The organism is Pseudomonas sp. GD04091 (assembly GCF_029836165.1).
In the GTDB taxonomy this organism is placed as follows: Bacteria; Pseudomonadota; Gammaproteobacteria; order Pseudomonadales; family Pseudomonadaceae; genus Aquipseudomonas.
In genome coordinates this window covers 507,330-527,979 of sequence record NZ_JAOEBG010000001.1, presented here as the reverse complement: position 1 = coordinate 527,979, position 20,650 = coordinate 507,330, and the positions used below count along the sequence as shown (strand labels likewise).

At 62.4% G+C, this 20,650-nt stretch carries 35 protein-coding genes; 24 read left to right on the top strand and 11 right to left on the bottom strand.

Annotation, left to right across the window (positions count from 1 at the left end; translation table 11 throughout):
• Nucleotides 1–5: 5 nt before the first annotated feature.
• From N7422_RS02585 to N7422_RS02540, 10 genes are all read right to left on the bottom strand, one after another.
• Nucleotides 6–812, bottom strand: a complete 807-nt coding sequence (locus N7422_RS02585; RefSeq protein ID WP_279805007.1) for a hypothetical protein — start codon at nucleotides 810–812, stop codon at nucleotides 6–8.
• Between the two features lie 15 nt (nucleotides 813–827).
• On the bottom strand, nucleotides 828–1,214 hold the full coding sequence (locus N7422_RS02580; RefSeq protein ID WP_279805006.1) for a hypothetical protein: 387 nt from the start codon (nucleotides 1,212–1,214) through the stop codon (nucleotides 828–830).
• 3 nt (nucleotides 1,215–1,217) lie between these two features.
• Nucleotides 1,218–1,526: a hypothetical protein gene (locus tag N7422_RS02575; RefSeq protein ID WP_279805005.1), complete on the bottom strand. Its 309-nt coding sequence runs from the start codon at nucleotides 1,524–1,526 to the stop codon at nucleotides 1,218–1,220.
• 84 nt (nucleotides 1,527–1,610) lie between these two features.
• Nucleotides 1,611–2,621 carry a nucleoid-associated protein YejK gene (yejK, locus tag N7422_RS02570; RefSeq protein WP_279805004.1) on the bottom strand — a complete coding sequence of 337 codons (1,011 nt, stop codon included), beginning with the start codon at nucleotides 2,619–2,621 and terminating at the stop codon, nucleotides 1,611–1,613.
• A gap of 77 nt (nucleotides 2,622–2,698) precedes the next feature.
• Entirely contained in the window at nucleotides 2,699–2,947 is a 249-nt protein-coding gene (locus N7422_RS02565; RefSeq protein WP_279805002.1) for a hypothetical protein, read from the bottom strand.
• An 81-nt stretch (nucleotides 2,948–3,028) separates the two neighbouring features.
• Nucleotides 3,029–3,604 (bottom strand): hypothetical protein, encoded by a 576-nt coding sequence (locus N7422_RS02560; protein WP_279805001.1) that lies wholly within the window; start codon nucleotides 3,602–3,604, stop codon nucleotides 3,029–3,031.
• Complete coding sequence (locus N7422_RS02555) at nucleotides 3,601–3,870, bottom strand: hypothetical protein (protein WP_279805000.1); 270 nt, start codon at nucleotides 3,868–3,870, stop codon at nucleotides 3,601–3,603. Before N7422_RS02555 ends, N7422_RS02560 begins: the two co-directional genes overlap by 4 nt.
• 21 nt (nucleotides 3,871–3,891) lie before the next feature.
• Complete coding sequence (locus N7422_RS02550) at nucleotides 3,892–4,275, bottom strand: helix-turn-helix transcriptional regulator (protein WP_279804999.1); 384 nt, start codon at nucleotides 4,273–4,275, stop codon at nucleotides 3,892–3,894.
• 3 nt (nucleotides 4,276–4,278) lie between these two features.
• Complete coding sequence (locus tag N7422_RS02545) at nucleotides 4,279–5,130, bottom strand: ParB N-terminal domain-containing protein (protein ID WP_279804998.1); 852 nt, start codon at nucleotides 5,128–5,130, stop codon at nucleotides 4,279–4,281.
• Between the two features lie 471 nt (nucleotides 5,131–5,601).
• On the bottom strand, nucleotides 5,602–6,345 hold the full coding sequence (locus N7422_RS02540) for a helix-turn-helix transcriptional regulator (RefSeq protein ID WP_279804996.1): 744 nt from the start codon (nucleotides 6,343–6,345) through the stop codon (nucleotides 5,602–5,604).
• A gap of 87 nt (nucleotides 6,346–6,432) precedes the next feature.
• On the opposite strand from N7422_RS02540, the gene N7422_RS02535 reads away from it, so the two are divergent.
• Nucleotides 6,433–6,642, top strand: a complete 210-nt coding sequence (locus tag N7422_RS02535; protein WP_279804995.1) for a Cro/CI family transcriptional regulator — start codon at nucleotides 6,433–6,435, stop codon at nucleotides 6,640–6,642.
• A 222-nt stretch (nucleotides 6,643–6,864) separates the two neighbouring features.
• On the opposite strand, the gene N7422_RS02530 is transcribed toward N7422_RS02535, so the two are convergent.
• Nucleotides 6,865–7,125, bottom strand: a complete 261-nt coding sequence (locus N7422_RS02530) for a hypothetical protein (protein ID WP_279804994.1) — start codon at nucleotides 7,123–7,125, stop codon at nucleotides 6,865–6,867.
• A 239-nt stretch (nucleotides 7,126–7,364) separates the two neighbouring features.
• Between N7422_RS02530 and N7422_RS02525 the strand changes: the two genes are divergently transcribed.
• From N7422_RS02525 to N7422_RS02415, 23 genes are all read left to right on the top strand, one after another.
• Nucleotides 7,365–8,093 carry a DnaT-like ssDNA-binding domain-containing protein gene (locus tag N7422_RS02525; protein WP_279804993.1) on the top strand — a complete coding sequence of 243 codons (729 nt, stop codon included), beginning with the start codon at nucleotides 7,365–7,367 and terminating at the stop codon, nucleotides 8,091–8,093.
• The gene (locus tag N7422_RS02520; protein ID WP_279804992.1) at nucleotides 8,090–8,773 is read left to right on the top strand and encodes a replication protein P; all 684 of its coding nucleotides are present in this window, start codon (nucleotides 8,090–8,092) and stop codon (nucleotides 8,771–8,773) included. The genes N7422_RS02525 and N7422_RS02520 overlap by 4 nt, the downstream gene beginning before the upstream one ends.
• A 26-nt stretch (nucleotides 8,774–8,799) precedes the next feature.
• Nucleotides 8,800–9,096: a DUF1364 domain-containing protein gene (locus N7422_RS02515; RefSeq protein WP_279804991.1), complete on the top strand. Its 297-nt coding sequence runs from the start codon at nucleotides 8,800–8,802 to the stop codon at nucleotides 9,094–9,096.
• Nucleotides 9,093–10,370: a site-specific integrase gene (locus tag N7422_RS02510; RefSeq protein ID WP_279804990.1), complete on the top strand. Its 1,278-nt coding sequence runs from the start codon at nucleotides 9,093–9,095 to the stop codon at nucleotides 10,368–10,370. The genes N7422_RS02515 and N7422_RS02510 overlap by 4 nt, the downstream gene beginning before the upstream one ends.
• A gap of 13 nt (nucleotides 10,371–10,383) precedes the next feature.
• Nucleotides 10,384–10,719, top strand: coding sequence for a hypothetical protein (locus N7422_RS02505; protein ID WP_279804989.1), 336 nt, complete (start codon nucleotides 10,384–10,386; stop codon nucleotides 10,717–10,719).
• Between the two features lie 11 nt (nucleotides 10,720–10,730).
• Nucleotides 10,731–11,072, top strand: coding sequence for an antiterminator Q family protein (locus N7422_RS02500; RefSeq protein ID WP_279804988.1), 342 nt, complete (start codon nucleotides 10,731–10,733; stop codon nucleotides 11,070–11,072).
• A gap of 142 nt (nucleotides 11,073–11,214) precedes the next feature.
• On the top strand, nucleotides 11,215–11,538 hold the full coding sequence (locus N7422_RS02495; RefSeq protein ID WP_134692840.1) for a phage holin, lambda family: 324 nt from the start codon (nucleotides 11,215–11,217) through the stop codon (nucleotides 11,536–11,538).
• Nucleotides 11,539–11,541: 3 nt separating this feature from the next.
• Complete coding sequence (locus N7422_RS02490; RefSeq protein ID WP_279804986.1) at nucleotides 11,542–11,733, top strand: hypothetical protein; 192 nt, start codon at nucleotides 11,542–11,544, stop codon at nucleotides 11,731–11,733.
• Between the two features lie 2 nt (nucleotides 11,734–11,735).
• The gene (locus N7422_RS02485) at nucleotides 11,736–12,071 is read left to right on the top strand and encodes an HNH endonuclease signature motif containing protein (RefSeq protein ID WP_279804985.1); all 336 of its coding nucleotides are present in this window, start codon (nucleotides 11,736–11,738) and stop codon (nucleotides 12,069–12,071) included.
• 164 nt (nucleotides 12,072–12,235) lie between these two features.
• Entirely contained in the window at nucleotides 12,236–12,778 is a 543-nt protein-coding gene (locus N7422_RS02480; protein ID WP_279804984.1) for a terminase small subunit, read from the top strand.
• The gene (locus N7422_RS02475) at nucleotides 12,775–14,463 is read left to right on the top strand and encodes a terminase large subunit (protein ID WP_279804982.1); all 1,689 of its coding nucleotides are present in this window, start codon (nucleotides 12,775–12,777) and stop codon (nucleotides 14,461–14,463) included. The genes N7422_RS02480 and N7422_RS02475 overlap by 4 nt, the downstream gene beginning before the upstream one ends.
• Nucleotides 14,464–14,465: 2 nt before the next feature.
• A complete protein-coding gene (locus N7422_RS02470; RefSeq protein ID WP_279804981.1) occupies nucleotides 14,466–15,677 on the top strand; it encodes a phage portal protein in 1,212 nt (403 codons plus the stop codon).
• On the top strand, nucleotides 15,664–16,305 hold the full coding sequence (locus N7422_RS02465; protein ID WP_279804980.1) for an HK97 family phage prohead protease: 642 nt from the start codon (nucleotides 15,664–15,666) through the stop codon (nucleotides 16,303–16,305). Before N7422_RS02470 ends, N7422_RS02465 begins: the two co-directional genes overlap by 14 nt.
• On the top strand, nucleotides 16,302–17,498 hold the full coding sequence (locus tag N7422_RS02460) for a phage major capsid protein (protein ID WP_279804979.1): 1,197 nt from the start codon (nucleotides 16,302–16,304) through the stop codon (nucleotides 17,496–17,498). Before N7422_RS02465 ends, N7422_RS02460 begins: the two co-directional genes overlap by 4 nt.
• Nucleotides 17,499–17,547: 49 nt before the next feature.
• Nucleotides 17,548–17,766, top strand: coding sequence for a hypothetical protein (locus N7422_RS02455; protein ID WP_279804978.1), 219 nt, complete (start codon nucleotides 17,548–17,550; stop codon nucleotides 17,764–17,766).
• Nucleotides 17,767–18,066 (top strand): head-tail connector protein, encoded by a 300-nt coding sequence (locus N7422_RS02450; RefSeq protein ID WP_279804977.1) that lies wholly within the window; start codon nucleotides 17,767–17,769, stop codon nucleotides 18,064–18,066. It begins immediately after the preceding gene.
• On the top strand, nucleotides 18,066–18,392 hold the full coding sequence (locus tag N7422_RS02445) for a phage head closure protein (RefSeq protein ID WP_279804976.1): 327 nt from the start codon (nucleotides 18,066–18,068) through the stop codon (nucleotides 18,390–18,392). Before N7422_RS02450 ends, N7422_RS02445 begins: the two co-directional genes overlap by 1 nt.
• A gap of 8 nt (nucleotides 18,393–18,400) precedes the next feature.
• Nucleotides 18,401–18,586: a hypothetical protein gene (locus N7422_RS02440; RefSeq protein WP_279804975.1), complete on the top strand. Its 186-nt coding sequence runs from the start codon at nucleotides 18,401–18,403 to the stop codon at nucleotides 18,584–18,586.
• 3 nt (nucleotides 18,587–18,589) lie between these two features.
• Nucleotides 18,590–19,090 carry an HK97-gp10 family putative phage morphogenesis protein gene (locus tag N7422_RS02435; protein ID WP_279804974.1) on the top strand — a complete coding sequence of 167 codons (501 nt, stop codon included), beginning with the start codon at nucleotides 18,590–18,592 and terminating at the stop codon, nucleotides 19,088–19,090.
• Nucleotides 19,083–19,469 (top strand): DUF3168 domain-containing protein, encoded by a 387-nt coding sequence (locus N7422_RS02430; RefSeq protein ID WP_279804973.1) that lies wholly within the window; start codon nucleotides 19,083–19,085, stop codon nucleotides 19,467–19,469. The genes N7422_RS02435 and N7422_RS02430 overlap by 8 nt, the downstream gene beginning before the upstream one ends.
• Nucleotides 19,470–19,525: 56 nt before the next feature.
• Nucleotides 19,526–20,026: a hypothetical protein gene (locus N7422_RS02425; RefSeq protein WP_279804972.1), complete on the top strand. Its 501-nt coding sequence runs from the start codon at nucleotides 19,526–19,528 to the stop codon at nucleotides 20,024–20,026.
• Nucleotides 20,027–20,066: 40 nt separating this feature from the next.
• Entirely contained in the window at nucleotides 20,067–20,411 is a 345-nt protein-coding gene (locus N7422_RS02420; protein WP_279804970.1) for a hypothetical protein, read from the top strand.
• Nucleotides 20,408–20,647 (top strand): hypothetical protein, encoded by a 240-nt coding sequence (locus N7422_RS02415; protein ID WP_279804969.1) that lies wholly within the window; start codon nucleotides 20,408–20,410, stop codon nucleotides 20,645–20,647. The genes N7422_RS02420 and N7422_RS02415 overlap by 4 nt, the downstream gene beginning before the upstream one ends.
• Nucleotides 20,648–20,650: the final 3 nt, after the last annotated feature.

Genomic DNA, 20,650 nt, shown 5'->3' with positions numbered 1-20,650 from the left:
GTCGATCAGGACGACTTGCGCTCCAGGGCGGCGCGGGCGAACAGCTCGCCGACTGGCCAGCCCTTCGTACGCCAGCGCTCGGCTACCGTGCTGTCCCAGGTCGTAGCCGATTTATCGGTCATGTGGTCATCGGTGAACCATGCCACCGGCTCATCGCGCTCAACCGGCACGTTCGGCTCTGCCGGTAGCCGTTCAATGCCGAGGGTCTTCTCTGCTTGCAGCGCCTGTAACTCTCGTTCGCTCGGCTCTGCGCTGGCGGATAGGGCTGCGTCGATCTTCTTCGCTAGCGAACTGTACGACCCATTCCAATCTCGGGCGTTTTTGATTTCGCGCAACAGATTATTCTGATCAGCTAGCAGGGAGCGAAGGTCGCGGTTTTCGATTCGCACACAGCCATCCTGTATTAACGCGTCATCATTCAGCGTCAAATTCAGGCGAAGTTTCTCGATCTCAAGATTCAGCCGCTCAACCTCGCCAGAATCGGCGTGGGTGTAGAGCTGGACGACCTTGACGTCTGAATCGAGACGTAAGGCTTCAATACGCTTCTCGACCTTCGTGAACAGGTAGTGATCGCCTGAGTCAGCCCACTCAACGTGCCAGCCATATGGCGCCGTTAGATCGCCCTGGGGCTGCGAGACGTGAGCTGGCTCGGACATTTCTTCGTCATGCGATTCAAGGCAGTGTTCGCACAGGTTGTGTTCAAGCTCTCGGCGTGTTTCGCACCAGCCTCCGCAGTTGTTGTGGAACTGGCACTCCGTCATTTCTCTGTCGCTGACCATCTCTGTGTTGCTGGATCGGTTTTCTGTGGGCATGGGGATACCTCCGCGTCAGGCGACTTTGGCAATCTCTGGAGTCCAATCTGCCCACCCGATGACGGGCATCTTGGTCTTGGGGTTGATGATCGTGCGGCCCTTCTCATCGACCAGTGCGGCCTTGGCGCGTACTCGAAGGTCGCGACAGGCCCCGGCCTTCTTGGCCAGCTCGATGAAGTGCTGAGCATGCTGCGGGGTATCGAAGAGGACGCTGAGCTGCTTCACCTTCTCGCCGGCCATGATGGCGTCGGCGTTGCGCTGCACGGCCTCAGTCCATTCGGTGAGCGTCAGCTCTATGGGGGGGCAATTCACCTTGCCGCTGGGCCTGGTGTTCTTGGTCTGCTTCCTGGCATCGGCAAGCGCTGCGCTCGCGGTCATGCCGAACACTGCGAATGTGCTCATGTTCTACTCCAGGCAATCCAGGGCCTTCTGGAGCAGCTGCTCCACCGAAAGCTCGCGGTCATCGGGGTCGAGTGCACGCCGGATCCAGCGGCAGGCATCCTCAGCGTTGTCACGCAACTCGTCAGCGTCGCGTGACTCGTCGTCGAGCTGGCTTTCTAGGCTGCGTATCTCTTCGCGCAACTCCTCGGCGCAGGCGCTGGGGTCGAGGCCTTGCTCGGTGATACGTCGCGCAAGCTCCGCTGCTGCGCCCGGATCGAGCGCGGCGTAGTGCAGGAGCTCATCTTCTTTCAGGGCATTCACAGGGATGCTCACGGCAATCTCCATTGCAGGCGCCGCCCTCGCCGGGTCGGCGTTATCGTTGAAAATGGCAAGGCGCTGGCGGGCAGCGCCGGATGGTCAGGCGGCTGCGTTGCGCTTGAGCTGGTCGATCAGATGCGTCGGCAGGTTCTTGATGGTGAGGCTGGCGCTGTCCTGGTCGAACTCGACGCGCTTGCCCAGCAGGTGCGCCTCGAAGCTGATCGACATGCCCTCGGCGCGACCGGTGAAGCGGCGGTACTGGGTGAGGGTGCGCTTGTCGGGCGCGAAGCTCTCGGTGATCCCGTAGTCTCCGGCCTTGATGAAGTCGGCGAAGGTCGTCGGCTTATCTTCGTCCAGCAGGGCAGATAGCTCAGCCAGGCTGACCGGTGCGCCGATCTTGTCCTGCGCCTGGGCATAGGCCACCAGCTCGCCGCTTTTCTCGCTGGCAGTGTCGTCGGCCAGGTCCTGATCCTTCACAAAGTCGGTGAATGCCTTGAGCAGGGTCCGAGTTTCGCCCGGGGCGTCAACACCCTCCTGGGCGCCGATGAAGTCGCGGAAGTAGGCTGTAGCCTTCCGCCCGCCCTTGGGCTTGATGAACGACACGTACTGCCGAGACGCCGGGTTGTTCATCCACTCGCTCAAGTTGATGCGGGCAGCGAAGTGCAGCGTGCGTGCGTCGAGCTGGCGAGATGGCGCGACGGTCAGGTCATGGGCGACGGCAACGGTATCGACTTGCTGCAGGATGGCGATCGTCAGGTAGTCGGTCATGCCTTGGGTGTAGAGGGCGAACAGGACGTGCCCGCCGACCGATAGGCTCGACTCCTCCATCAGCCTGGTCAGGTGATCCGCCGCGGTGCGGGTGAAGTCGATGAACGCCATATCGTCGGTCATTGTCTTGGCCAGCCAGCCACTGAACGGATAGGCGCCTGACTCTGGATGGAAGAAGCCCCAGCCCTTGCCGGTCTTGGCGTTGTAGGTGTCGTTCACGTCATGCAGCAGGCTTTCGATGGCGCTGCTTTCGGGAATGGTGTTGCCGGCTAGGTGAAGAACCGCCGGGCTTCCGTCCGGCTTCTTGTCGATGAAGTGCATCACTGCGTGGCGAATGGGCATGGGTAACTCTCCGTGGCCGGCGGGCGGCATGGTGGCGATGGGTCAGGTGTTTGCGGGCCGCCTGTCACGGCGGCACGTCACGCTGTGCGAATCAGTGCGTCAAGCTGCTTGTCGGTGAGGCGATCTGCGCCGTGGATGAGGCGCGAAATCAGGTCCTGCTCTTCGTCGATCCCGGCACGGGCCATTGATCGCTTAAGTGCGGCGTCGGTGTTGTGGTAGAGGTCCGTGACAATCCGGCGTGACAGCAATCGCGCCTCGCGCTCCTCCGCTGACAACTTGTCCCGCTCGCGCTGTTCCTTCTTTCGCTGGGCTGGCGTCTTCGCCATGGCCGATACCTCCCAAGCCGCTGGGCGGCAGATTGATGTGTTGCTGGCGCCGGCCGTGCCGGATGCGCGCGGTGATGCGTTTCATGCTTTGCGCTGTGCTCGCTTCTCTGCTGTGGTGGGAAACTTGATATCGAACAAGCGCATGAGCCGGTGAATCTGCGTATACGAGATCTCCAGGTGCCGGCACACCTGAGACATGGTCACGCCGACATCGCGCATGGCGGTGATCCGTTCGGCCAGGGCTTTGTCCTTGGCTGGGTCTGTGAGCTGCTTGCCGAGGTTGCCTTTGCCGCGATTTGGGTCTGGCTTGAATTTAAATCCGCCCTCGAGGGCGTAGCGTCCCAGGCAGGCCATCGATAGGCCGGTGTGTGCCCGTGCTTCGGCGTAGGTCATGCGCTTGGCCAGCTCTCGCACCTCCGCAATGCGCTGCTCGCGCTGCGCCGTCCGCTTGCCAGGCTCGCGGACTTTCTTGCGGGACGCCTTTGCAGGCCTTTCATGGGCCTCGGCGCGTTCTGGGGCGCGATGTGGGCGATGCGGCACGTAGCCGCTGGTTGGCAGGCTTTGAATTGCGCCGCCAGCTTGGAAGAAGCTGTCAATGCTGGCATTGAGCTTGGCCAGCACGGCTTCGCGCTGGCTGGGGATTGGCTCACCGTTCATTGCAGCGCCCCTCGCTTTGTCGCCGCGCCTGCCTCCATCGCATCCACAAACACCATCGCGGCCTTGTAGCTGAAGCAGAAACCTTTGGTCTTGCCGGTGGCGATCTCAATGATGTGCCAGGCGTTGCCCTTGGTGACGGCCTTGTAAAGCGGGCCAGGCGCCGGGGCAGGGCGGCCAATCATCCGGTAGAGCTCGGCGGTGGCGATGACCGATCGAGCGCGCATAGCGGCAAGTACTTGCCGGCGATCCTGGAAGGCAAGGTGCATGGGATGATCCTCTGGTGGGATTCAGGCGTGGTGCTCGAAGGCCTCGGCCTTGCGAACGATTCGAACTTGGGCAGTGCGGCGCTCGGGCGCTCGGCGGTCGCGGCGCATCGGGTCGCCGTCACCGCTGACCGCGTGCATGGCGATCAGAGAAGCCAGCAGGAAACACATGGGGCTGATGATGTTGCGGCGCATGGCCTCGGCGACCAGGGCCGCCCGGCGCGGCACGTCGAGCTTGAACATTGCCGCAGCGATGCGCTTTTCGACGCCACCCTCGCTGATCCCGAAGCGGCGCGCGATCTGTTTCGAGGTCATGCCCTGGGCAACGTCCAGTACGCATTCCAGCTCGCGGGGCGCCAGGCCCCGGCCAAGATGGCCAATCCATTGCCCTACGGTGATCGTGTCCATGGGTTATCTCGGTTGAGCGCCTTCCAGGGCTTTGCGCAGCTCGATGACGAGCGCGGTAGAAATCGTGAGGCTGCGGCTGTCTTCGTCGATGGCGTTTAGTGATGCAATCAAATTGCGCGAGGCGGTGTGAACAGCTTCAAGGCGGGGCTTGGGTATCGACGGACCCTTGATCGTGCCGGCAGTGACTCGCGTCTTGCCGTGGGCCTGCGCCTTCTCCAGCTCGGCGCCGAGCACCTTGCCTGCGCTGTCTCCGTGTTCGCGAACAACCTGGGCGGCTGTCGTGGCAGAGACGTGCCCAGCGGCTACCAGGTTCTGCACATCGGTGTTCGCGTTGCCCACCGTGAGAACCTGCTCTACATGCTGTCGAGTCTTGCCGACCTTCTTCGCGATCTGCTCGGGCGACCAGCCGAATGCCCGCAGCCGCTTGTAACCCTCAGCCAGTTCGAGAGGGGAGAGCTTCTCGTTCTCCTGGCTTGTGATGATGCGGGCTACCCGATCGGCATCGCTGCCTTCGAACGCGATCACCGGCACCCAGGCCTCAAGTACGGCCGGGTCGTCCTTGTTCGGCGTGCGCGGGAGGCGCCCGGCAGCATCAAGCTTCAACAGTGCCCGCCGCCGGCGGTGACCATCCACGAGCCAAACGCCACCTTCAGCGCGGGGCCGCACCTCAAGCGGTGGAACTTGACCGCCTGCGGCGATGAACTCCGCAAGGGAGTCGATGCTCAACTCCAGGGCCTCGCCTTCGGTGCGCAGGTTGAATCCCGGCTCTTCGTGCAGATCCTCCAGTTGAACTTTCATGGCGTCGGCGCGCCGCACCTCGCCATCCTTGATCATTTGCTTGAACGACTTCGCCATTGCAGTTCACTTCCGTGGCGGTTGATTTCCCGTCTGGCCCTGTCGCCAAGGCCAGCCAGTGAAATCATGCGATCAGCTCATACAGCGCCCAGGCACTGCCCAGAAGGGCAGCAAACAGGCAGATCACGAAGAGCCAAGCGCCAATCGTGAGTCTTGGCATTGCCGTACTCCGGTAGATTCGCGGCCTCGCTACTGGCGACAGGCCGGGATCGATAATCAAATTGGTGACTCCGACCGCGGCATTCGCCCGCCAGATAACTGATTTCGCGCTTTACGCTGCACGCCCGGGGCAGTTGCCACCCCTCTGGACTGTTGAGGCCTGTCCATCGCTGCCTTTGCTGCGGCCGGTGTCGATCCGGCGATGACCAAAATATAAGTACGCTTATCATTCGTGTCAATAAGCCTCCTTATAAATTTTCTGATAAGCATGAAAAAGCCCGCTCGCGGCGGGCTATTCAAGATCGGGGAGGATTACTTGCGTCGAGGCGACCTGCGCACGGTTGACCACCAGAAGACTCGGCCAAGCATGCGAACCTCGTCCTGCCACTGCTCAGCTGTCATGACCTCGTCGGGGTACTCGTCGTCGTTCTCACTACTGATGCGGACGGCGCCCTGGGGGAGGCGATAGAGGTACTTGGTCCGCAACAATCCGCCATGGTTGAAGGCGTAAATCTCGCCGTCAATGATCGACGTATCGCTCATGTCAAATCCTATGGCTGCGCCATCTAGGATGAGACGCTCCATGCTTCGACCCTTGACGCGTGCCACTGCGGCGCTCTTCTTGTCGACGCCTGCCGCTCGAAGGGTCGCGCAACTGAACCTCAGCTTGCGGTCAGCGACCTCAACTACTTCTGTCATTCCATTGCCACCTGAGAATTCCACCTCTGCAAAGTAGGGCACTTCGCAGTCATCATCATCAAGCGGATCACCTTCATCCCATGCGGACAGCTCTCCAAGCAGCTCCAGCTCGTGCGCTATGGGCTGATTTGCTGGTTGCGAATCAGTCTGGGTCATCTGGCCAACGCCCTCGGCAAGCCAGAGGGGGCTAACCCGGCATACCTGGGCGATCTTGGTGAGGTGGACGCTACGGAGGTTCTTCCCTGTCTCCAGCTGGGAAATGACGGGCTGCTCTACACCGACCTTTTCGGCCAATGAGCGCTGGGTCAGCTGCGCATGCTTACGCGCTACCTTGATTCGGTCTGCGAGGGTATCCATGCCCGGGAATCTATAAGGCAACTTATAGGCTTGCAAATAAGGCTCCTTATTCATACAGTATAAGCACGCTTATCAGGAGTTAAATCCATGACCCCCATTGAAAAGCTCGTCGATTTCTTTGGCGGGCAAGCGAAAACCGCAGAAGCGCTCGGCGTTAGCCAGGCAGCGGTTTCGTACTGGTTCACTGGCACCACCACCATAAGCGCAAAGCGGGCATTCCTCGCCGAGGAGCTAACCGGTGGAGTGGTGACAGCTAAGGAGCTTTGCCATCAGGCAGCGAACCAGTCAGCAGCCTGATGAAACGAATTATGCGCGACCTGGCCTTGCGCCAGTAGTGATCTGAACCAGCTGTGAATTTAACCAGTAGGAGAGAGCAGATGGACAAGCATTACCCAGTGGACGGCGGTGCCGACGAGAAGCTTGCGTACATCGCGGCCCAGATCTCCCAGGCCACGCTTCCGCCTCAGGCACAGCTGAAAGCGGGCGAAGAGTGCAGGGCCGCCTACTACGAGATGTCCCTTAAGACTGGTTTGGTTCGGTGCGAATCGCATTCCACATCTGGACGTAGTTCTCGAGGCCAGAAATGACCTCTTCAGGCACCGGCGAGTACGCAAGCGTGGACCGAGCTACAGCCAGTTCGGTATCGAACTCATCGAAGAGCACCTGCAGCTGGCTCGCCGGAAGCGATCTTGCAACTGCTGCGAGCATCGCATGCACGCCGATCAGCTCACCTTTCTGGGAGTTCAGCGTGGCAATGATTTTATCAACGATTTCAGTCATGTCCGGCCTCCGATGGCCTTTTCGTGTGGAAGCAAAAAGCTACCACGGATGCGCCGGACACCCATAACGCCCGAATTGCGGGCATAAAAAAACCGCCTGGCGGGGCGGTCTTCTGAAACAACAACGAGGTCGATTATGCACCGCACAGACGATGCAGGCAATACCGCGCATTCCACGTCAGTTTTTGGCTTATCGCTGAATCTGACGCGTCAGGCTATCAGTCATGGAGGGCGTCAGTAATGGCTCGTATCCGCACCATCAAGCCGGAGTTCTGGACTAGCGAGCAGGTCATGGAGTGCTCGGCGATGGCTCGACTCCTGTTCATCGGTATCTGGAACTTCTGCGACGACGCAGGCAACCACCCGATGTCTCCGAAGACCATCAAGGCGCTCGTTTTTCCTGGCGACGACATCACTGCGCAGGCGGTCGAGGGGCTGCTCGGCGAGCTGGTGACTAACCGCTTGATCACTGTCTACGAGGCGGCGTCGAAGCAGTACCTGCACGTCAACGGCTGGCATCACCAGAAGATTGACAGGCCGACAGTGAAGCACCCGGATTTCGTAGAGACTTCGCCGAATGCTCTTCGAGCCGATGGCGAGGGCTCGTCTAGCGATGGTCTATGCCTCACCCCCGGAAAGGAAGGGAAGGGAAGTAATACACACTCTCCGCGTGAGCCGTTCGCGATGTTCCTCGATTGGGTTCCTGACCAAGCGCAGCTTGAAGCTTACGCCAAGCGATCAGGCGTCCCTATCGCAGAGTTCTCGGAAAAGGCCACTGCCCAGTTCGTTGTCCATCATGACGCCAAGGGACTGGCCAAGACCGAGAGTCAGTGGATTGCCGAGCTGGTCGGTTGGATCAAGCGCGACCTTGCGAGCGCGGCCAAGGTCGTTCCTCTGCGCTCTGTTACTGGTGGTCAGCCGCTCGATGACGGCGATACCTCGTGGATCGAGAGCGGGGGTGTTCAATGAATCCGGTTGCCGTCGTAACGCATGGTCTATGGGCCAAGGTGCAGGCTGGCCAGCATGTCTCAGCTGGCTACGAGTTGCCGGCTGATGTGAAGGCCGAGCTCAACCGGAAGACCGCGGCGGTGATCAATGACCTGTTCCGCGACCTGCGTTCGATCTGCACCGCCTGGAAGCAAGCGTGGCCAGACCAGGCCACCTACACCGCGTCCAAGCAGCAATGGCTAACCGCCTTCCTTGAGGCCGGCATCAGCAGCCCTGAACAGCTCCAGTTCGGCCTCATGCGTTGCAGGCAGTCGGGTACTGCGTTCATCCCGCCCCCGGGAGAGTTCATCCAGTGGTGCCAGCCTTCTCCGGAAATGCTGGGCCTACCTGTGCTTGCCGTGGCGTTCCGCCAAGCGTGCCGTAATGCCCATCCAGCCATGGCCGGCAAGGGCAAATGGAGCCATGACGCGGTATGGCACGCGGCAAAGGAGTGCGGATTCGAGAACCTAAACAAACTGCCCGCCGATGCCAGCTCGAAGCTGTTCGAGCGTAACTACACCATCGCTGTGCGCCGGATCATGGCCGGGGAGCCTCTGCTGAAAATGCCCCTGGCCTTGCCCGCTGAGGTAGCTGGAAGCCGTACGCCTGAGGTCGGCAATTCCGCTCTGGCAGCCATGCGCGCTCGTCTGGCCGGCCGCTGATCAATCAACCTGCAAGGAGGCGACCCGTGCGCCAGACCAAACTGACCAAGGCCGCCCGTGGCCGAGAATGCCAAGTGCGCATCCCTGGGGTGTGCAACGGCAACCCCGAAACCACCGTGCTGGCCCACTATCGTCTGGCGGGCACCTGTGGAGTGGGCATCAAACCGCACGACATGCAAGGCGCCTGGGCTTGCAGCGCTTGTCACGACGCATGCGACGGGCGGAGCCGCATCGTTGATCGCGACACCGCCCGGCAGTACCACGCCGAGGGCGTGATGCGCACTCAGGCCATACTGGTTCGCGAGGGGGTACTGGTCGCATGAGCAAGACATTGACCGTCGCCCTGTCCGACGCCGAGATCCGCCGGCATGCCACTGGCGAGGTGCGCGACCTGAGGGACGCCCGGCAGCCGGCCTTCCGTTTTCGCTACAAGCAGGACCGCTCCCGCGGGTCGTGGTACCTGGTCACCGGCAGCAGGTGGAACAAGATCGCCAACTACCCCGACCTGGGCACGAAAGCGGTGTTGGCCGTGCTGCCAGAGGTGCGCGCACGCCTGACGGCAACGCCTGATGCTGAAGTGGCCGTGGGCACTTGGCAGACCACAGGGCAGTTGCTGTCCTGGTTCGATGAGCGGATGAGTAAGGACCGCAACTTGTCGACAAAGCGCAAGGCTACCGCTCATTCGGCCATGGTCAAGCACCTCATTCCGCGCCTCGGCGAGTTGTCGCTGGCAGCCGTCAGCAAGGCAGAGATCGACCAGCGCCTGATGTGGCCCCTGCAGGCCGAGCTGTCGCTCGAGTACCTGCGACTGATCTTCCGGCTGCTGGCCCTGGCCTTCAAGCAGGCGGCCAAACTCAACAAGATCGACACCAATCCGATGGCCGCCATCCGCTTCAGCGACTTCTCCAAGGCCAAGATCAAGCCCAAGGCGGCGCGGCTGCGCGATGGCCAGGTAGAGGGCCTGCTCGCCCAACTGGCCGGACACTTCGAACAAGCACCCGCCGAGGCCATGCTCGCCTTGATGATGCTGTGCCACGGCACCCGGGTGTCCGAGACTCGGCTGGCGTCGTGGCGGGACTTCAGCCTGGAGGATCGCCAGTGGCACATCCCGGCGCTGCACACCAAGACCAGAGTTGAGCTGAACCTGCCGCTGACCGACCAGGTGTGCGCGCTGCTCAATCGCTACCACCAGCAGCAGTCCGCGACCGGCTACAACGGCCTGTACCTGTTCCCCGCCAAGTCTGGCAAGGCCATCAGTGACAGCCAGGCGTTCGCCATCTTCGCACGCCTGGGTCAGGGCGAGTGGACAAGCCATGACCTGCGCAAGGTCGCACGCACCGCCTGGGTGGACCTGGGCATCGACTTCCTGATCGGCGAGCTGCTGCTCAACCACGCGATGGGCCGCAACGTGCAGACCTACATCCACTCCTGGGTGGAGACCGGCAAGCGCGAGGCGCTGGAGAAGTGGCACACCTGGCTTGATGAGCGTGGTTTCAGCGGCATCCACACCATTGCCGAGCCATTACGCGAAGTTTCGCAGTTTCCCGTGCAGGCCAATCACGACGCGGCTTCTAGCGCACCCAATGACCAACCATAGGCGAGGATTCGAAATGACAGGGAAGCGCCATGGGCCAGCCTTCCGGCGCGAGCTCAAATTCATCGTTGAGTGCACCACCTGCGGCGGCACCGGCCTCTTCATTGGTGTGTTCCATCAGATGGATTGTCCGCACTGCTTGGGCTCTGGATGGCTTTGCGGGCACTCACTGAAGCCCCTTGCGGCGAGCGACATCGTTCCAGTGCTCAATAGTCGTCTCAAGGACGCCCTGGCCGAGATTGCAAAGGCCAGGCAGCTGCTTGGGGCTGGCAGTTCGGGCCAGGGACCAGAGCGGCAGTATCACGAGAACAACCGCCGCGGCGCGGGCGGCACAAACTACACCGGGGACTGAGGGGGAAGAACATGAGCCATTTGGATAGAAGTGCCGAGGAGCTGCTGGAGCATTGGGGGAGGTGGGTTGTGCTGGGGTCGGGCGTGTCGTGCTGTGCATCTCGGGAGAACACGATCCTGGACCCAATCATCACCGACGACGAGGCCCTGTTCGTTGATCGCCTGGTCGGTCGGCTGCTGCAGCGCTATGCCGAGTGCGGCGCAGTCATCATGAAGTATTACACCGCGCGGGACACTTCCCTGCGTGATGTGGGCAAGAAACTGGGGTTCGGCGAGGAGAAGACCCGCCAGTTGTGGAAAGCTGGTGTGGCATGGGTTGATGGTGCTTTGGATGTTCGGCGTGAGGCCGCTTGACATCCCCGGTCCTCGCCCGTATCTTTCGTGTTACTTTGCGGTAGGTGCGCGAGAGCAAACTCGGCATCACCGACACCCACCATAAGCCTCGGCATCTGCCGGGGCTTTTTTGTTTCCGCTCCCCGCAACGGGAGGAATCGAGATGCCGAACATGCCAGAAAAGGACCCGGGCCTGTGGGCCGCTGTGTTCGCGTGGTTGATTGCACATCAGCCACAGCTCTACGCCGCCGGCCTGTCGGTCGCCATCGCCGCCCTGCGCGTGGTGTACGGCGGTGGCAGCACGCGGCAGATGCTGCTGGAAGGCGCACTGTGCGGAATGATCACGCTGGCCCTGGTGCCCCTCCTTGAGTGGATGGGGTTGCCGCAGGGCATGGCGACGTTTGCCGGCGGTGCGGTCGGCTTCATGGGAGTGGAGAAGCTTCGCGGCTACTCCGACCTGTTCCTGTCTCGCAAGGCGCAGGGGTGAGGCATGAAGACCGAACTTACTGAGCAGGAAGCCAAGGTTGCTCAGCTGCTCGCTGATGCATGGGATGAGTACCTGAAGCTACCCATCGAGCATCCTCTTGAGCAGCATGAGTTCTGCATGGCTATTCACCAGGTGCAGGACATGGTGCTGGCTCGCTGCGGCCGCCGTGCACTCAACCGACCCAGGAGCCGGTAACGATGGCCAGGCTCAAGACGCTCGGCGCTCGCATCAAGGAGAGCGCAGGCTCGCGGGTCAAGGTGGTGACGCCTGGCAGCTGGCGTAGCGGCATGACCAGCTCCCAGCGCGGCTACGACTACCGGTGGCAGAAGGCGCGAGAGCAGTACCTGCGCGACAACCCACTGTGCGTCTACTGCGCGAAGCAAGGCCGGACCACTGCGGCGTTCATCGTCGACCACATCGTTCCACACCGAGGCGATAGGGACGTGTTCTGGGACCAGACCAACTGGCAGTCGCTGTGCAAGCCCTGCCACGACTCGGTGAAGCAGGCCGAGGAGGCTGCTGGGATCTTATAGCGCCATAAGATTCTTATTTTTCTAAGAAAAAAAGCACGACAAAGGCTCTAGATCGAAAAATCGGGTCATGGGGAGGGGGGTACCCAAAATATTGGGGCTCCGCCGTAGCTAGACCGCCTCCGACCCCACGTACAGATTTTTTTCCCGCACAGGATTTTTGTTAAATGGCTTTAACACCCAAGAAGCGCGCCTTCATCGCCGCGCTCAGGGGAGGTGCGTCCAATCGAGACGCAGCCATTGCGGCCGGATGCCCAGAGAAATCAGCGTCTGCAGCAGGTTCGCGACTGGCCAAGGATCCCGACGTCGTCGCCGAGCTGGCCAAGCTGCGGGCTCTCGGGCAACTGCCCGGCGATGTTAAAGCAGATGTTAAAGAACGTGTTAAAGGCAGCGGCTCGGCTGCTGCCGGTGACACAGCGCCCGCTGAGCCTGCTGAGGCACCCCAGAGCCTGGAAGGGGAGTGGGAGCCGGCGGGCTTTGACCTCTCCCGAGCGCTGTCCCACAAGGACCCGAAGGACTTCCTTCTGGCGGTGATGAACGACATGGGCACCGAGGCGAAGCTGCGTGTCGATGCGGCCAAGGCCTTGATGCCCTTCGTGCATCCTCGCAAGGGGGAGAGCGGGAAGAAGGAACAGGCGAAAGACAAAGCTGCTGAGGCAGCCTCCGGCAAATTCGGCGCCCGCCGCGGCCCACTGCGATCGGTGAAATGATGGAGTGGTCAACCGCATGCCCTGACTGGGAGCGGCGCATCGTTGCGCGCCAAAGCCTGATCCCGTTCGAGCCGCTGTTCCCGGCAGAAGCCGAGGAAGCGCTCGACGTGTTCGGCGCCCTGCGAATGGTCGACGCCACCGGCAGCCCGCTGATGTGCGAGACAGTCCGCGACTGGGTGAACCAGTTCGTCGCCGCCATCTTCGGCGCCTATGACCCGGACGAGGGCCGGCGCATGGTCAGCGAGTTCATGCTGCTGATCAGCAAGAAGAACGGCAAGTCGACCATCGCCGCTGGCATCATGCTCACTGCCCTGGTCCTCAACTGGCGACCATCCGGCGAGTTCATCATCCTGGCGCCGACGAAGGAGATCGCTGACAACTCCTACATCCCGATCCGCGACATGGTGCGGGCGGACGAGGAGCTGGACGCCCTGCTCAAGGTTCAGGACCACTTGCGCACGGTCACCCACCGTCAGACCACCGCCACGCTCAAGGTGGTGGCGGCCGACAGCGAGACGGTGTCAGGCAAGAAGGCGATCGGCGTTTTCGTTGATGAGCTGTGGGTGTTCGGCAAGCGTGCCAATGCCGAGGCCATGTTGCGGGAAGCCACTGGCGGCCTGGCCTCTCGTCCCGAGGGCTTCATCATCTGGGCAACTACCCAGTCCGATGCACCCCCGGCCGGTGTCTTCCGGCAGAAGCTGATGTACGCCCGCAAGGTCCGGGACGGCGAGATCATCGACAAGTCGTTCCTGCCGGTGCTGTACGAGTTCCCGAAAGCGATGCTCGATGCCGGCGCCCACCGGGACTTCGCCAACGCCTACATCACCAACCCCAACCTGGGGCTGTCGGTGGATGAGCCGTTCATCGAGCGGGGCTATGCCCAAGCTCAGATGGACGGCGAGGAGTCTTTCCGTGGCTTCCTGGCCAAGCACCTCAACGTCGAGATCGGCCTGGCCCTGCTGTCGGACCGCTGGGCCGGCGCTGACTACTGGGAGCGGCAGGCCTCGGATGACTGCCGAACCTTGAACGACCTGCTCGAGCGCTGCGAGGTAATCGACATCGGTATCGACGGCGGCGGCCTGGATGACTTGCTTGGCTTCGCCGCTGTCGGGCGTGAGCGGGAAACCCGGCGCTGGCTGACCTGGACCCACGCCTGGGCGCATCCGTCCGTGCTGGAGCGGCGCAAAGCTGAGGCGCCGCGCATCCGCGACTTCGCCAACGACGGTCACCTGACCCTGGTTGAGCGGATTGGTGATGACGTCGACCAGATCGCTGAGCTGGTTGCCCAGGTGGAGGAGGCCGGCCTGCTCGACCAGGTGGGGCTCGACCCGGTCGGCATCGGCGCCATCCTCGACGCCTTGGAGGCCCGCGGCATTCCTCGCGAGAAGATCGGCGGCGTGAAGCAGGGCTACACGCTGGGCGGCGCGATCAAGACCGCTGAGCGGAAGCTGGCCGAGGGCGGCCTGTGGCATGGCGGCCAGCCCATGATGGCCTGGTGCTGTGGCAACGCCCGTGTCGAGCCTCGCGGCAACGCAATCCTCATCACCAAGCAGGCCAGTGGCTCGGCAAAGATCGACCCGCTGATGGCGCTGTTCAACGCTGTGACGCTCCTGGCTCTCAACCCGGAAGCCCAAGGCGGAATGGCTGACTACCTGGATAACGGGTTCTTCGGACTTATAGGCTGACCATGGCATTCAAATGGTACAACCCCATGACCTGGGGCTTCTTCGGCTACACCGACCCGGCCACGGGTGACTATGTCGAAGTTGACCTTGAGGTCGGTGGCAAGCGCACCAAGGCCGGCGTGCGGGTCACCGTCAAGACGGCCCTGTCGATCAGCATGGTCTGGTCCTGCGTCAAGATCCTTTCCGAGTCGCTGAGCGGCTTGCCGCTGAAACTGTACGAGGACAAGCAGGGCAGGCGGGCGCTGGTCGCCGGCAACGACCCAATGCTCAAGTTGCTGCGCAAGCCCAACCCGTTCATGACCAGGCTGAACTTCCTGAAGTTCGTGGTTGTGAACATGGCCCTCCGGGGCAACGCCTTCGCCTTGATCGAGCGCAACGTGCATGGCACTCCGATTGGCCTGGTGCCGCTGGATGGCCGGTCCGTGAAGATCGACACCGAGGAGGAGCTGACCTACCTGGTCACTCCAAAGGAGGGGGAGACGTTCCCGGTGTCGCCGGAGTACATGCTGCACTTCAAGTTGTTCAGCCTGGACGGCATCGTCGGTCTGTCCCCCATCGAGTACCAGGCCGAGACCATGGGGCTCGCCAAGGCTGGGCAGCAGTGGTCGGCGCGATTCATGCGCAAGGGCGGCTTTACCGGTGGCTACGTCATCTACGAGCAGTTCCTGACCGAGGCCCAGCAGGCCCGGATCTTGGCGAAGTTCCCGGATGTGCGGAAGGGTGATGCCGACGACATCGGCAAGATGGCCATCCTCCAGGGCAACCCCAAGATCGTCCCGGCTGGCATCAGCCAGAAGGATGCCCAGTTCATCGAGTCGCAGCAGTTCCAGGAGGAGGCCCTGGCGGGCATCTACGGTGTGCCGCTGTGGCTGGCCAACCGCGCTGGCAAGACCTCGATCATGGGTTCGAACCTTGAGCAGCAGCTCACCGGCTTCATCACCTTCGGCCTCAAGCCCTACATCGATTCCGTCGAGGACGAGCTCAACGACAAGCTGTTTGGCTCCGGCCAGCGCTTTGTTGAGTTCGTTGTTGAGGGCCTGCTGCGCGCTGACAGCGCCGGCCGTGCCTCGTACTTCCAGGCCGCCTTGGGCGGTTCTGGCGGCTCGGGGTGGCTGTCGATTGACGAGGTCCGCGAAAAGGAAAACTACCCGCCGCTGGGCGGCGACTACGCCCGGGTCACCCGGTGGGAGATACAGAAAAATGGCGAACCTTGAATGCCCGTTCGAGCTCAAGGCCGTGGACGAAGCCGGCAATTTCGAAGGCTACGCCGCAGTGTTCAACAACGTTGACCTGGGCGACGACGTGATCCTGCCCGGCGCCTTCACCCGCGTGAAGGCAACCCGCAAAGGCCAACTCAAGCTGGCCCTGTACCACGACCTGGCTCGCCTGGTCGGCGCCGCCGATTACACCCAGAACGATCATGGCCTGCTGCTGAAAGGGCAGGTCAACCTCAACGTCAGCTATGCCCGTGACGCCTACGAGCTCATGAAGGCCGACATCCTCGACAGCATGTCGATCGGCTTCAACACCATCAAGGCAGATTTCGAAGATCGCGCCGGCCGGCGCGTCCGCATCATCAAGGAGGCTGAACTCTGGGAGGCCTCCTTCGTACCGTTCGGCATGAACCCCGAGGCTCAGGTCCTCAGCGTCAAGTCGGACATCAGGCTTTTCGAGAAGGCGCTACGCGAACGCATGGGCCTCTCGCAGAAGGAAGCGGCGGCAGTCGCTTCGCTCGGCTACACCGCGCTCCGCCGTGACGGCGGGAGCGAGGCCACGGCGATCGTGGATGAGCTGAAAGAAATTTCCACCCTGTTCACCCACCATTTTGGAGTATCGCCATGAGCGAAGTTAAAGAAATCAAGGACTCCCTCGAACTGCAGCTGAAGACCGGTTTCGGCGACCTGCAGAAGAAGTACGACGCAGCCATGGAGGAAGTCGAGAAGGGCAACAAGGTTGCCGGCGACCTGAAGAAGCAGATCGAAGACACCAAGGGCGAGCTGCAAAAGGTCATCGACCAAGTCGTTGACCTGGAGCAGAAAGGCGTCAAGCTGCGCGGCCAGCCAGGCGAGGGCAAAAGCTTCATTGACCTCATCCAGGGTGATGACGGGTACAAGGCGCTGAAGAAGGGCGGCGGCCTGGCTGAGTTGGATGTGACCAAGTCGGACTTGGCCAGCATGAAGGAAATGAAGGTGACCAGCGCTGGTATCGTTGCGCCCGTCTACGACCCGGTGATTCAGCCTGGCATTCGCCAGGAACTGCGTATCCGCGATCTGCTCACCTCCGTCCCGGTCGCCGGCCAGAACTACACCTACTTCCGCGAGAAGCTGCACACCCGTGGCGCTGCGCCGGTGGCGGAGGGCGGCCTCAAACCGACCAGCAACGTCACCTTTGAGACGGTGACTGATCGCGTGAAGAAAATTGCGGTTTGGATGCCGGTGACCGACGAGGCGCTGGATGACGTGCCGCAGATGCTCGCCTACCTGCAGCAGCTGCTGCGCTATGACCTCAAGCTGGAGGAGGAAGCGCAGATCCTCAAAGGCGATGGTACCGGCGAGAACCTGCCAGGCCTGATGACCCAGGCGACGGCCTACGACACCGCCCTCAGCAAGGCCGGCGACACCGCCATCGATCTGGTTCGCCGCGCCATCTACCAGGTGCGTAAGCAGTCGCAGATGTCCGCCGACGGGGTCGTGATGACCGAGCTGGACTGGATGAACATCGAACTGCAGAAGGACGGCGAGAACCGCTACCTGTTCGCCAATCTGCAAGGCCTGGTCACTCCGATCCTGTGGGGCCGCCCGGTGATCACCTCCGACAGCATGGATGAGGGCGATGGCACCAACGGCGGCGAGTTCCTGACCGCCAACTTCGCCCGCTCCACCACGCTGTTCGACCGCATGTCGTTCCTGTTCAAGATGGGCCTGATTAACGATCAGTTCATCAAGAACGAACGTGCGCTGCTGGTCGAAGAGCGCCTGGGCCTCGGCGTGCGCCGCAAGGAAGCCCTGGTGAAAGGTCGCTTCCCGACCGCCTAACCCCACCGAAGGCCGGCCTATCGCCGGTCTGTTCTTTTCTGGAGGCAGCATGAAAATCAATATTCTGTGGGGCTTTGTCGGCAATGGTGCGCTGCTTGGCGCTGAAACCAACAAGATCAAGGCGGGCGAGACCTTCGAGGATGCCAACGACGAGTACGCGCACACCTTGATCGGCAAAGGCTTGGCGGAGGAGGTTGATGCCGACGGCAATGCCAAAGCCACCAAGCCGAAGCAGTCCAAGCCGGCAGCCCCGAAAGAGACCAAGTAGATGTTGGACTTGGCCAACGTCAAGCTGCACCTGCGGGTCGACGGCGATGAAGAAGACACCTTGATCAGCGGTTACATCGAGGCGGCCAAGGCCCACGTCGAGCAGCACTGTGACCGCAAGCTGGTGGAAGTCGACCCGGTCGAGCCCGACGAAATGGGCCTGACCCGCGATGTCGAGCAGGCGGTCCTGCTGCTGGTCGGGCACTGGTACGCCAACCGCGAGGCTGTGGCCGTGGGCACCATCGCCGCTGCCATGCCCCTCGCAGTCGAAAGGCTGCTCTGGTACAGGAAGCGCTTCTGATGAGAGCCGGACCGCTGCGGCACCGATGCCGCCTGAGCAAGTACGAGCGGGTGCAGAACAACACCGGCGGTTACGACCAGGTGTGGGTGCCGGTCGGTGAGGTCTGGGCGGAGATCACCCTGCCCACCGGCCGCGTGACGCCGGTGGCCGAGCAAGTGGAGGCAGTCATCAGCGCGGAGATCCGCATCCGCCCCCGGGCCGACATCGCTGCCGGTTGGCGGCTGACCGACAAGCGCACCGGCGTGACCTACAAGGTCGAGGCGCCTCTACCCAACAACGAACGGGACATGCTGCGCCTGCTGTGCTCCAGCGTCCCCAACCCATGAGGTGAGCCATGAAAATTCGTGCACTGGGCCGGCTCTCCGGCGCCACCGGCGAACGCGATAAGGGCGCCGAGTTCGTGATCGACAAGGAGTACGGCGCCGGCCTCATCGCCCGCGGCTACGCCGAGGAAGTGGCGGAGCAAGGCGCCGCCGAGAAGCCCGCGAAGCCAGACAAGGCCGACCAGGCCAAGGAGTAGTCCATGGCCAGGCGCTCGAGCATCCGGGGCGATATCCGGCTGCGCCGGACGCTCCGCAACATTCACAAGACCATGGACAACGAGCTGAAGCCGGCGATGGAGATTGCGGCCAACCGTATCCTTGAATCCCAGCGGCAGCTGATTCCGAAGGACACCGGCGCAGCTGCTGCCGCGCTGAAGGTCTACGTCTCGCCCAGCGGGCTGGACGCGCAGATCGGGATCCGCGGCAAGCGCGACAACCGGAGGTTCTTCTACCTGCGCTTCCTCGAGTACGGCACGAAGGGTTACACCGGTGACAAGCGTGCGGGTAACCGGAATCGCCAAACGAAGAACAAGAGCGACGGGCAGAACTTTTTCGGCAAGCACCCGGACATACCGGCCCGCCCGGCGCATCCATGGTTGCGCCCGGCCATGGACGTCAACAGGGAGTATGTGATGGCAGATATCGAGGCAGCCGTGCGGCGAACGCTGCGCAAGGCGAGCCAGGGGGTAGGCAATGGCTGATCCATCCGTGGCGCTCCAGGCGGCGCTGTTCGCTCGGCTCCAAGCCGAAGTCAGCTGCCCAGTCTATGACGGCGCCGCCATCAACACCCCCAAACCCTATGTGTCGATCGATCGCGAGATCTCCACCAACATCCGGCCCATCGCCGGCCGCAAGCGCGAGGAGCGCCTGCTGTACCTGTCCGTTTGGTCCGACGCCGTCGGCCAGGCTGAGGTGAAGAAAATCAACGGCGAGGTGATCGCGGCCCTTGATGAGCGACGCTTGCCGCTGACGGTGGGCCGCGCCGTGTCCGTTCGCGTGCTGCAGGCTGATGCCCAACGCGACGCCGACGGCATCACTTACCAGGGCTCGATCACCGTCCGCGTGATCACCACCCACTGATCAACCCCCACCGGCCGCGCCGCGGCTCAATCCAATGTGCCTTTGGAGGAACCCCCATGGCCGAAGACAACCTCAACACAGCCGCCGGCTGCCGCCTCGCCATTGGTGGCAAGACCGGCGCCGACACCGAAACCAAGTACAAGGCCGACACCTACGTCGATGTCGGCGAGATCGAAGACCTAGGCGAGTTCGGCGACACCTTCAACCCGGTGAACTTCACCTCCTTGGCTGATGGCCGGGTGCGCAAGTACAAGGGCACTGCCGACGCCGGCAACATGACCCTGACCGTGGGCCTGGACAACGGCGACCTTGGCCAGAAAGCGGTCGCCGTCGCGCACAAGGACCGCACCAAGGGCAACTACAACATCAAGGTCACGCTCAACGACGGTGACCCTGGCGCGACCCCGGCGATTCTGCCGACCACGTTCTACTTCGCGGTCAAGGTCATGAACAACACCGTGGCCGCCGGCTCCGCCGACAACGTCGTGCGCCGCAACATCACACTCGGCATCAACACCGACATCCTCGAAATCGTGGCCGGCCCGGCCACCCCGTGATCGATGGGGCTTCGGCCCCGTCTTCCGCTGAGAGAACCTCATGAGCGAAGCCCTGTATGGCACCACCACCCTGGTGGTCGGTGCGCGAACCTACACCCTGCAGCCCACCCTGGAAGCGGCGCTGCTGATCGAATCACGGTTTGGCGGCCTGCGTGCGGCGCTGGAAGCCATGCGTTTGATGAGCATCGGCGCGAGCGCTGACATCATCGTGGCCGGCGCCGGCCTCAAGCCGGAGCAGCACACCGAGGTCGCCAATGGCGTGTTCCAGACTGGCGTGGCGAAGGTCTCCGCCGAGCTGACCGCGTACCTCACGGTGCTGCTCAACCCCGTCCCGCCGAGCGTGGCTGCCCGGGGAAAGCCCGAGGCGGACAGCACAGCGCAGTGAAGAACGGCAGCTACGTCGACTACCTGTTCGGCGTGGCAACCGGCTGGCTTGGCTGGCCGCCTGAAACTGCATGGCGAACGCCGGTACCGCAGATCATGCTCGCGCTCGATGCGCGCCTCGACTGGACAGGGCGTGGCCAGGCCCAGGGGCAAGCCTCTGGGCAGAACGCCGCGCCGCGCCGGCCTGTTAGCGTTGCCGACAAGCTGAAGGCCTTCTTCAGGGGGCGGCAGGAATAGTAG

Bases quoted from the DNA above. Each gene is read 5' to 3' on its own strand.
- N7422_RS02555 (WP_279805000.1), bottom strand. From the start codon at position 3,870: ATGCACCTTGCCTTCCAGGATCGCCGGCAAGTACTTGCCGCTATGCGC.
- N7422_RS02580 (WP_279805006.1), bottom strand. From the start codon at position 1,214: ATGAGCACATTCGCAGTGTTCGGCATGACCGCGAGCGCAGCGCTTGCC.
- N7422_RS02565 (WP_279805002.1), bottom strand. From the start codon at position 2,947: ATGGCGAAGACGCCAGCCCAGCGAAAGAAGGAACAGCGCGAGCGGGAC.
- N7422_RS02505 (WP_279804989.1), top strand. From the start codon at position 10,384: ATGACAGGGAAGCGCCATGGGCCAGCCTTCCGGCGCGAGCTCAAATTC.
- N7422_RS02500 (WP_279804988.1), top strand. From the start codon at position 10,731: ATGAGCCATTTGGATAGAAGTGCCGAGGAGCTGCTGGAGCATTGGGGG.
- N7422_RS02420 (WP_279804970.1), top strand. From the start codon at position 20,067: ATGAGCGAAGCCCTGTATGGCACCACCACCCTGGTGGTCGGTGCGCGA.
- N7422_RS02445 (WP_279804976.1), top strand. From the start codon at position 18,066: ATGAGAGCCGGACCGCTGCGGCACCGATGCCGCCTGAGCAAGTACGAG.
- N7422_RS02460 (WP_279804979.1), top strand. From the start codon at position 16,302: ATGAGCGAAGTTAAAGAAATCAAGGACTCCCTCGAACTGCAGCTGAAG.
- N7422_RS02520 (WP_279804992.1), top strand. From the start codon at position 8,090: ATGAATCCGGTTGCCGTCGTAACGCATGGTCTATGGGCCAAGGTGCAG.
- N7422_RS02540 (WP_279804996.1), bottom strand. From the start codon at position 6,345: ATGGATACCCTCGCAGACCGAATCAAGGTAGCGCGTAAGCATGCGCAG.
- N7422_RS02475 (WP_279804982.1), top strand. From the start codon at position 12,775: ATGATGGAGTGGTCAACCGCATGCCCTGACTGGGAGCGGCGCATCGTT.
- N7422_RS02585 (WP_279805007.1), bottom strand. From the start codon at position 812: ATGCCCACAGAAAACCGATCCAGCAACACAGAGATGGTCAGCGACAGA.
- N7422_RS02560 (WP_279805001.1), bottom strand. From the start codon at position 3,604: ATGAACGGTGAGCCAATCCCCAGCCAGCGCGAAGCCGTGCTGGCCAAG.
- N7422_RS02470 (WP_279804981.1), top strand. From the start codon at position 14,466: ATGGCATTCAAATGGTACAACCCCATGACCTGGGGCTTCTTCGGCTAC.
- N7422_RS02535 (WP_279804995.1), top strand. From the start codon at position 6,433: ATGACCCCCATTGAAAAGCTCGTCGATTTCTTTGGCGGGCAAGCGAAA.
- N7422_RS02525 (WP_279804993.1), top strand. From the start codon at position 7,365: ATGGCTCGTATCCGCACCATCAAGCCGGAGTTCTGGACTAGCGAGCAG.
- N7422_RS02485 (WP_279804985.1), top strand. From the start codon at position 11,736: ATGGCCAGGCTCAAGACGCTCGGCGCTCGCATCAAGGAGAGCGCAGGC.
- N7422_RS02545 (WP_279804998.1), bottom strand. From the start codon at position 5,130: ATGGCGAAGTCGTTCAAGCAAATGATCAAGGATGGCGAGGTGCGGCGC.
- N7422_RS02510 (WP_279804990.1), top strand. From the start codon at position 9,093: ATGAGCAAGACATTGACCGTCGCCCTGTCCGACGCCGAGATCCGCCGG.
- N7422_RS02465 (WP_279804980.1), top strand. From the start codon at position 15,664: ATGGCGAACCTTGAATGCCCGTTCGAGCTCAAGGCCGTGGACGAAGCC.
- N7422_RS02435 (WP_279804974.1), top strand. From the start codon at position 18,590: ATGGCCAGGCGCTCGAGCATCCGGGGCGATATCCGGCTGCGCCGGACG.
- N7422_RS02480 (WP_279804984.1), top strand. From the start codon at position 12,236: ATGGCTTTAACACCCAAGAAGCGCGCCTTCATCGCCGCGCTCAGGGGA.
- yejK (WP_279805004.1), bottom strand. From the start codon at position 2,621: ATGCCCATTCGCCACGCAGTGATGCACTTCATCGACAAGAAGCCGGAC.
- N7422_RS02530 (WP_279804994.1), bottom strand. From the start codon at position 7,125: ATGACTGAAATCGTTGATAAAATCATTGCCACGCTGAACTCCCAGAAA.
- N7422_RS02425 (WP_279804972.1), top strand. From the start codon at position 19,526: ATGGCCGAAGACAACCTCAACACAGCCGCCGGCTGCCGCCTCGCCATT.
- N7422_RS02495 (WP_134692840.1), top strand. From the start codon at position 11,215: ATGCCGAACATGCCAGAAAAGGACCCGGGCCTGTGGGCCGCTGTGTTC.
- N7422_RS02490 (WP_279804986.1), top strand. From the start codon at position 11,542: ATGAAGACCGAACTTACTGAGCAGGAAGCCAAGGTTGCTCAGCTGCTC.
- N7422_RS02455 (WP_279804978.1), top strand. From the start codon at position 17,548: ATGAAAATCAATATTCTGTGGGGCTTTGTCGGCAATGGTGCGCTGCTT.
- N7422_RS02450 (WP_279804977.1), top strand. From the start codon at position 17,767: ATGTTGGACTTGGCCAACGTCAAGCTGCACCTGCGGGTCGACGGCGAT.
- N7422_RS02430 (WP_279804973.1), top strand. From the start codon at position 19,083: ATGGCTGATCCATCCGTGGCGCTCCAGGCGGCGCTGTTCGCTCGGCTC.
- N7422_RS02550 (WP_279804999.1), bottom strand. From the start codon at position 4,275: ATGGACACGATCACCGTAGGGCAATGGATTGGCCATCTTGGCCGGGGC.
- N7422_RS02440 (WP_279804975.1), top strand. From the start codon at position 18,401: ATGAAAATTCGTGCACTGGGCCGGCTCTCCGGCGCCACCGGCGAACGC.